This window comes from Streptomyces silaceus, from assembly GCF_001419745.1.
Taxonomy (GTDB): Bacteria; Actinomycetota; Actinomycetes; order Streptomycetales; family Streptomycetaceae; genus Streptomyces; species Streptomyces silaceus.
The window spans coordinates 1-7201 of sequence record NZ_LIRJ01000192.1 but is presented as its reverse complement, the minus strand read 5'-3'; the positions used below and the strand labels follow the sequence as shown (position 1 = coordinate 7201).

At 73.1% G+C, this 7201-nt stretch carries 6 protein-coding genes; 2 read left to right on the top strand and 4 right to left on the bottom strand.

All coding sequences use genetic code 11. The annotated features are described in order from the left end of the window. Nucleotides 1-1484, bottom strand: a 1484-nt coding sequence (locus tag AOK22_RS19075) for an FAD-dependent monooxygenase (protein WP_482255559.1), incomplete at its 3' end; no start/stop codon positions are given. Nucleotides 1485-1510: 26 nt separating this feature from the next. On the opposite strand from AOK22_RS19075, the gene AOK22_RS19070 reads away from it, so the two are divergent. Next, nucleotides 1511-2170 carry a TetR/AcrR family transcriptional regulator C-terminal domain-containing protein gene (locus AOK22_RS19070; protein ID WP_055699885.1) on the top strand — a complete coding sequence of 220 codons (660 nt, stop codon included), beginning with the start codon at nucleotides 1511-1513 and terminating at the stop codon, nucleotides 2168-2170. On the opposite strand, the gene AOK22_RS19065 is transcribed toward AOK22_RS19070, so the two are convergent. Genes AOK22_RS19065 through AOK22_RS19055 form a run of 3 tightly spaced genes read right to left on the bottom strand, consistent with a single transcriptional unit; the run spans nucleotide 2139 to nucleotide 5649 of the window. Further along, entirely contained in the window at nucleotides 2139-3302 is a 1164-nt protein-coding gene (locus tag AOK22_RS19065) for an acyltransferase family protein (RefSeq protein ID WP_055699884.1), read from the bottom strand. The two genes, AOK22_RS19070 and AOK22_RS19065, sit on opposite strands and share 32 nt — an antisense overlap. Beyond that, nucleotides 3299-4672 (bottom strand): polysialyltransferase family glycosyltransferase, encoded by a 1374-nt coding sequence (locus tag AOK22_RS19060; protein WP_055699883.1) that lies wholly within the window; start codon nucleotides 4670-4672, stop codon nucleotides 3299-3301. Before AOK22_RS19060 ends, AOK22_RS19065 begins: the two co-directional genes overlap by 4 nt. Continuing rightward, nucleotides 4672-5649, bottom strand: a complete 978-nt coding sequence (locus AOK22_RS19055) for a glycosyltransferase family 2 protein (protein ID WP_055699882.1) — start codon at nucleotides 5647-5649, stop codon at nucleotides 4672-4674. The genes AOK22_RS19060 and AOK22_RS19055 overlap by 1 nt, the downstream gene beginning before the upstream one ends. Nucleotides 5650-5847: 198 nt before the next feature. Between AOK22_RS19055 and AOK22_RS19050 the strand changes: the two genes are divergently transcribed. Further along, nucleotides 5848-7200 (top strand): DUF6716 putative glycosyltransferase, encoded by a 1353-nt coding sequence (locus AOK22_RS19050; protein WP_055699881.1) that lies wholly within the window; start codon nucleotides 5848-5850, stop codon nucleotides 7198-7200. Nucleotide 7201: the final 1 nt, after the last annotated feature.

Here is a 7201-nt window from a genome sequence, read left to right as displayed (position 1 = left end):
CCCCCGAACCGCGCCAGATACGCGACGAGCCCGTCCTCCGCGCCGTCCCCGGCCCACCCCACGTACCCGTCCGGGCGGACCAGGAAGAGCCCCTTCCCGTACGGCTCGTACGCGGACAGCCGGTGCGTCCGGACCGGCGCGCCGTCCAGCGGCGGCAGCTCCGCGTCCGTCCCCACCGCGAGCAGCGTCCAGTGCGGGCCCCGGAACGCGTCGAACACCGTCCCCGTGCCGAGCGGCCCGTCCGGCGCCCGGTCGCCCGCCCGCAGCGCCTCCGCGGGCAGACCCTCGCGGGCGTCCGCCGCCAGGGGCGACTCGCGGTAGCCGATGCCGAGCTGGCGGGTGGCCGCGCCCCGCCGGGCCTCGCCGCGGTGGATGCGGGTGGACAGGCCCAGCATCCGCGCGGCGTTGGGCAGCCGCTCCTCCTCGTAGGTGTCGAGCAGTTCCCCGGGCGCGCCGTGCCGCAGTACCGCGCCCAGCTTCCAGCCGAGGTTGTAGGCGTCCTGGACGCTGGTGTTCAGGCCCTGGCCGCCGGCCGGTGAATGGACGTGCGCCGCGTCGCCGGCGAGGAAGACGCGGCCCGCGCGGAAGCGGTCCGCGAGCGCCGCGCGCGGCCGGAAGTCCGAGGCCCAGCGGACCTCGCCCACGTCGTCGGCGGACAGATGCGTCAGGGCGGCGACGGCGTGGCGCACGCCCTCGGCGGAGACGTCCGGCGTCCGGCCGTCGGGGAACTGGGCGGCCAGCTGGAAGTCGGGGATCCCCGGGAGCGGGCAGATCGCCGCGAACCCGCCGCCTCCTTCGGCCCCTTCGCCGCCCGGCGAGAAGAGGTGCCAGTGGTCGCGGTCCAGGGCCTCGGGGACGAGGATGTCGGCGACCAGGACCGGCTTGGGGTCGACGGTCTCGCCGGTCATCGCGATGCCGAGCAGCCCGCGCACGGTGGAGCGCCCGCCGTCCGCCGCGACCGCGTACGCCGCGCGCACCGCGCCGCCCGTCGACAGCGTGGCCGTGACCCCGTCGGCGTCCTGCGCGAGAGCGGTCACGCCCGCGCCGAACAGGACGTCGCCGCCGAGCTCGCGCAGCCGCGCGAGGAGGATCTCCTGGGTGCGCCACTGGGGGAGCAGCCACGGTCCGGTGTAGGGCGCGGTCGGCGACGGCTCGGGCTCGTCGAACATCCGGTGCTCGCCCCGGCGCTCGCCGTCCTGCCACACCATGCCGACCGGGGCCGGACCGCCCGCCGCGAGGACGGCGTCGATCACGCCGAGGTCGTCGAAGACCTCCAGGGTGCGCGGCTGGAGGCCCTTGCCGCGCGAACCGCGGAACAGTCCGTCCGCCCGCTCGACGACGAGCGCGCGCACCCCGCGCCGGGCCAGGTCGCAGCCGAGCGCCAGGCCGGTGGGGCCCGCGCCGACGACCAGGACCTCGGTCTCCAGGGGCGACGCGGCCGCCGGAGTGTCCTTAACGCCGTTAAGTGCCATGTCCCGCAGCATGCGCTTAACGGTGTTAAATTGTCAAGGTGGCTACGACACGACTGGACCGCGCCAAGGTGGCGGACACCGCGCTCGACCTGCTGAACGAGACCGGTCTCGAAGGGCTGACCCTGCGCGCCATCGCCCGGCGGCTCGACGTGAAGGCACCCGCGCTGTACTGGCACTTCAAGGACAAGCAGGCGCTGCTCGACGAGATGGCGACCGAGATGATGCGGCGCATGAACGCGGAGCTGCTCGCCGTGCCGGACCCCGACTGGCGCGTGGCGCTCACCCGGTCGATGCGCGGGCTGCGCGAGCACCTGCTGCGCTACCGCGACGGCGCCAAGGTCTACAGCGGCACCCGCTTCACCGACCTGTCGTACGCGGCCCCGATGGAGGCCCATCTGCGCATGCTCGTCGAGGCGGGATTCGCGCCGGACGCCGCCGCGCGCGCCTGGTTCACCGCGTACAGCTACACGATCGGTTATGTCATCGAGGAACAGGCCGCCGGGCCCGACCCCGCCGACGGCGAGGGCGGGTACGACCTGGCGGCCCGCGCCGAGCGCCTCGCCGCCTACCCGCTCGCGGCCGCCGCCGGCGAGGTGGTCTTCCGCGGGCGCGACCGCGGCTTCGAGGCGGGCCTCGACGCGCTCGTCGCGGGCATCGGCGTGACGCTCAGCTCCTCCGCGGAGCCCGGCGGCGCGTGAGTCCCGTACGGATCAGCGGGGTCAGCCACCCCTCCACGTACCGGTTCAGGAGCCAGGCGAGCGTCAGCATCGCGGCGATCGTCAGGCCGAGCGTCGCGTACGAGGGGATGCCGAGGCCCCGGTGCAGTGCCTCCACCGTCACCCAGCCCAGGTGCTCGTGCACCAGGTAGAAGGGGTACGTCAGCGCGCCCGCCACGGTCAGCCAGCGCCAGTTCGCCCGGTGCAGCAGGCCGAGGGCGATCAGCAGCACCGCCACGAAGCCCGCCGTCACGACCGCGATGATCCCGACCGAGGAGCGGTACGAGAAGAAGTCGGGGTCGGGCGCGTGCCACAGCCGGTCGACCGCGTAGTGCTGGCCGATCAGCCAGCTCACGCCCGTGATGCCCCACGCCGTGACGTCGTGGCGGTCGCGGTGGATGAGGTAGATGCCGATGCCGCCGACGAAGAAGGGCGCGTACTCCGGCATCAGGACGAGGTCGAGCAGCGGCTCGTCGGCGGCCTCGGCGATCGCCGCCGCCAGCGTCCACACCGCGCAGAACAGCACGACGCGGGCGCGGGTCGCGCCCGGCAGGACCACGCACAGCGCGAACAGCGCGTAGAAGCGCAGCTCCGCCCAGAGCGTCCAGCACACGCCGAGCACCCGGTCCGCGCCCAGCGGCTGCTGGAGCATGGTGAGGTTCACCAGCGCGTCGCTGGGCGAGACCGCCTCGTACGCGACCACGGGCAGCGCGAAGACGGCCGTCACCAGGACGATCGCCGCCCAGTAGGAGGGCAGCAGGCGCGAGGCGCGGGAGGCGAAGAACGAGCGCAGCGGGCGGCCCCAGCCGCTCATGCAGATGACGAAGCCGCTGATCACGAAGAAGATCTGGACGCCCAGGCACCCGTAGGCGAACCAGCCGCTCGCCGTGGGGAACTGGTCCCGGGGCGAGCCGCCCCAGGCCTGGGCGATCTCGCCGTCACGGCCGCCGTAGTGGTAGGCGGCGACCATGAGCGCGGCGACGAGGCGCAGCCCGTCGAGGGCGCGCAGCCGGGGCTGCGGTCGGCCGGAGCCCCGGGGCGTCGCGGAGGTCGGTGCGGAGGTGGTGCCCGCTCCCGGGGAGGGCTTCGGGAGCGTCGTGCCGGGCGGTGTCATCCGAGCGCGGTCCGCTTGAGCGAGCGCTGCACGGAACGGGCCCGGCGGGCGACGCGGCGCACGGTCGCGTTGCGCGGGATGAACCCGAGCTGCGCGGGCAGCGCGCCGGGCAGGGCGAGCGCGGTGAGCCGGCGCCGCTTGAAGTAGCGCGCGGTGCGCGGGCCGAGGCCGCGGGAGAGATAGCGCTCGGCGTCGGCGCGCAGCCCCGGGTGGATCTGCGGCTGCATGGCGAAGCCGACGGCCTTGAGGAGGTTGGTCAGTTCGCCCACGCCCATGCCCGCCTCCTGCGCGGTCGTCGCCGCGCGGTCGGTCAGCTCGGGCAGCAGCGCGTCGACGATCGTGACCGGGACGCGGTTGCTGTTCTGGTACGGCGCGAGGCGCTCCAGGAGGAGGTCCGTGCCGGTGCGCGCGGCGGGCAGGCCGTAGAGCGCGGACGCCGTGAGCAGGGCCGTGGAGAAGCAGCCGACGACGAGCGCGGGCCGCATCCGCTGGTACAGCACCTCGGCGAGCACCGGCGCGTCGAGCACCGTCAGCTCCACGCCGATCGCCTCCGCCTCCTTCTCCAGGGCGCGCGACCAGCGGGCGGGCGCCGTGGGGTGGGGCTTGAACACCACCTGGGTGTGGCCGAGTTCGGCCGCCCCGCGCACCATGCGGATGTGCAGCTCCTCCTCTTCCTCGGCGGTGAGGATGTTCAGCGCGGAGAGGTACTGGCCGAGGACGAGCGCGGGCGCCTCGACGTCCGGCAGCGCGAACGCCGTCGACTCGCTCTCGTCGTCGGCCAGTTCGGCGAGCACCTTCACGAAGGCGTCGGTCGGCACGACCTCCGGCGCCACTCCGAACTCGGTGAGCAGCAGCGGGGTCAGGCCGGGCACCAGGTCCAGGTGGAGCAGGCGCCGCACGCGCGTGCCGACCAGCGGGTCGATCTTGTTGCGGGTGGGGCCGTAGCTCATCAGGCCGTCGGCGTAGACGTCCACGGGGGCGCCGGTGAAGATCTGCGCCAGCGCGAGCGCCGGGTTGACCTGGATCGACTCGACGGCCAGCTCGACCGCGTCGTCACCGAGGTCCCAGAGCAGCCGGACGTAGCGCTCCCACAGCACGACGTCGTCGCCGCGCGGGGCCCAGCCGCCGGGGTGGAAAGGGGAGATGGTCTCGTTCCAGGACCGCACCTCGTCGAACCGGCCGCGCAGCCGCGCGAACCCGGGCATCTCGTCCAGGGCCGGCGTGGTCTCCGGCGTCGCCGCGTTGTTGCTGACCAGCAGGATGCGCCGGTCGGCGGGGCCGAAGCGGTCGGTGTCCAGGGCCGCGGCGAGGGTGGCCGCGCCGTACAGCGTGGACGCCAGGAAGATCTGCGTCGTGCGGGGCGTCGCCATTACGCGGCCACCTCCGCCGACACCGGGCGCCGGCGCAGCCTGCGCAGCCGGGTCGCCCGCTGGAGGTCCATGGAGTCGAGCGCGTCGTCGAGAACGCCCTGCGGCATCCGCTTCAGCGCGGCCGCACTCATTGACTTCAATTTGCGCGCCACGGATGGCTCGAACCTTTCGATGGATCCCAAATGGTGGGAGATGATCGCACAGTAAGTGCGCACGGCCTTCGGCAGGAGTTTGTCCGCGTCCCGGTCCTCCGCCGTTTCCCGCACCACCTGGTCGAATGCCTTGATGAAATCGAGCTGGCGTACGTCGCCGATCTGTGTCAGTGAGGAGGCGACGCCGCGCCGGTAGAACACCCCGAGAAGGCTTACCGCGGCGAACGATTCGGCCTCGCGGTGCAGCCGCCAGATCCAGGGCCGGTCCTCCGCGGTGCGCAGGCCGTCGGTGAAGTGCAGCAGGCCCGCCTCGGCGAGCCTGCGGTGGTAGATGCCCGCCCACGCGTACGCGTAGTCGACGGACGTGGAGCGGTCGGCGGGCAGTATGACGTCGCGCGGGTTCAGGACCACGCCGCGCCTGCCGTGCGGCACACGGTGGACGGTGCGGGCGCGCGCGGTGCACTGCACATGGTCGGTGCGCACGAAGTCGCAGCCCAACTCCTCGATGGTGTCGACGAGTTGCGTGAAGTACCCGGGGGCGAGCCAGTCGTCGCCGTCCAGGAAGGTGAGGTACTCGCCGCGCGCCGCGTCGAGGCCCGTGTTGCGGGCGGTCGCGAGGCCGCCGTTCGTCTCATGTCTGAGGTGGACGGCGCCGGGAAGCTCGCGCGCCGCACGCTCCAGGATGTCCGGAGTCTCGTCGCGCGAACAGTCGTCGACGAGAATGAATTCGAAGTCGTCACGCGCGTTCGCACGCAGACTCCTCAAGGTGTCGGGCGCGTATTGCTGCACGTTGTAGAACGGCACGATGACGGAGAGCTTAACCACGTGGGTGACGTTAGGTGTCGGCCCGTCATTCGTGTCGACCCGCAGTGGGATGTCAGGTGAACGACATGTGGCGGAATGGTTAACCGGGCTGCTGGGGAGCCTTTTCCCGGGCTGATTCGCCATTCGTCGGCATGCTGTTAACCGTTTGTTGCACCTGAGTTGGGCCGCGAATCGAAATGCCTTCCTAGCGTCTGGGACGTGCAAGGAAGTCATCGAAACCCGCTGCGGGTCGCCGTGCTCGCCGACTCCGATACGCGATGGAAATGGGGCGCTCTCACCGCGAACCGCATCGTATCGGACGGTCGGTCCGGCGATCATGCGCCCGACGGCCATCGGCTCAGCGGGTATCTGCTCCGCGGCCGGGCCACCCCCACCCCCCGGCAGCTCGAAGAGGTGGGCGTGCGCGCGGACTCCCTGCGCGAGGTCACCGCCGTCGAGTTCCTGCGCGAGGTGGAGCGGGACGCCCCCGACGTGATCGTGCTCGCCCTGGTGGGCGGGGCGGTCCAGGCGGTGCTGCACGGACTCGCCCGCGTCACCCAGGACGCCCGCCTCACCGGCGGCGGCCGGCGCAGGCCCGTCGTCGTCACCGGCTACGTCGGCGTCGTCTACGAGAAGCTCGCCGACGGCCTCCTCCTGCGGCACGGCGCGGACGTCGTCCTCGCCAACTCCCGCCAGGACGCGGAACGTTTCCGGGCCGTGTACGAAGGAGTGGGCGCCGACGTCTCCTGTGTGACGGAGGCCGCGCTGCCGTTCCTCGGCGGCGCCCCCTACGAGAAGCACGACCCCTACACCGTCGTCTTCGCCGCCCAGCCCTCCGTGCCCGAGACCGCCGCGCACCGCACCTACCTGCTGCGCCGCCTCGTCGAGCACGCCCGGCTGCACCCCGGCCGCGAGGTCCTGCTCAAGCTGCGCAGCAAGCCCGGCGAGCACACCACGCACATCGAGGAGCTGCCCTACCAGAAGCTGGCGCAGCGCATCGAGGGCGGGCTGCCCGCCAACTGCCGCCTCGTCTACGGGCACATGGGCGAGGTCCTCGACCGCACCGACCTCCTGGTCACCGTCTCCTCCACGGCCGCGCTCGAAGCCCTGCACCGCCGTGTGCCCACCGCGGTCCTCACCGACCTCGGGGTGCGCGAGGCGCTCGGCAACCACCACTTCACCGGCTCCGGATGCCTCGCCTCCTGGGACCAGCTGGACGCGGGCCACCTGCCCGTGCCCGACGAGATCTGGCTGGCCCGGCAGGGCGTCGCCGCCGACGGGACGTACGCGCGGGCCTTCGACGAGGCACGCGAGCGCGTCACCGGCCTCCTGGCCGAGGCCCAACTCCCGCCGATCGAGCCGTACTACAGCCTCGCCACCGCCCGCGGCTATCTGCCCGGCATCCTCGCCCGCCACCACCTCGGGCCCGACGGCGCCCCGCTGCCGGGCGCCCCCGCGGCCGACAAGGACCCCGGCCCCGTACGGCAGATCGTGCGCCGCGCGGCCCGCGGCGCCTACCGCCACGGGGTGCAGCGCGTGGCCCCCGTCATCCGGCGGATGGGCGAGCTGTGAC

Bases quoted from the DNA above. Each gene is read 5' to 3' on its own strand.
- AOK22_RS19065 (WP_055699884.1), bottom strand. From the start codon at position 3,302: ATGACACCGCCCGGCACGACGCTCCCGAAGCCCTCCCCGGGAGCGGGC.
- AOK22_RS19060 (WP_055699883.1), bottom strand. From the start codon at position 4,672: ATGGCGACGCCCCGCACGACGCAGATCTTCCTGGCGTCCACGCTGTAC.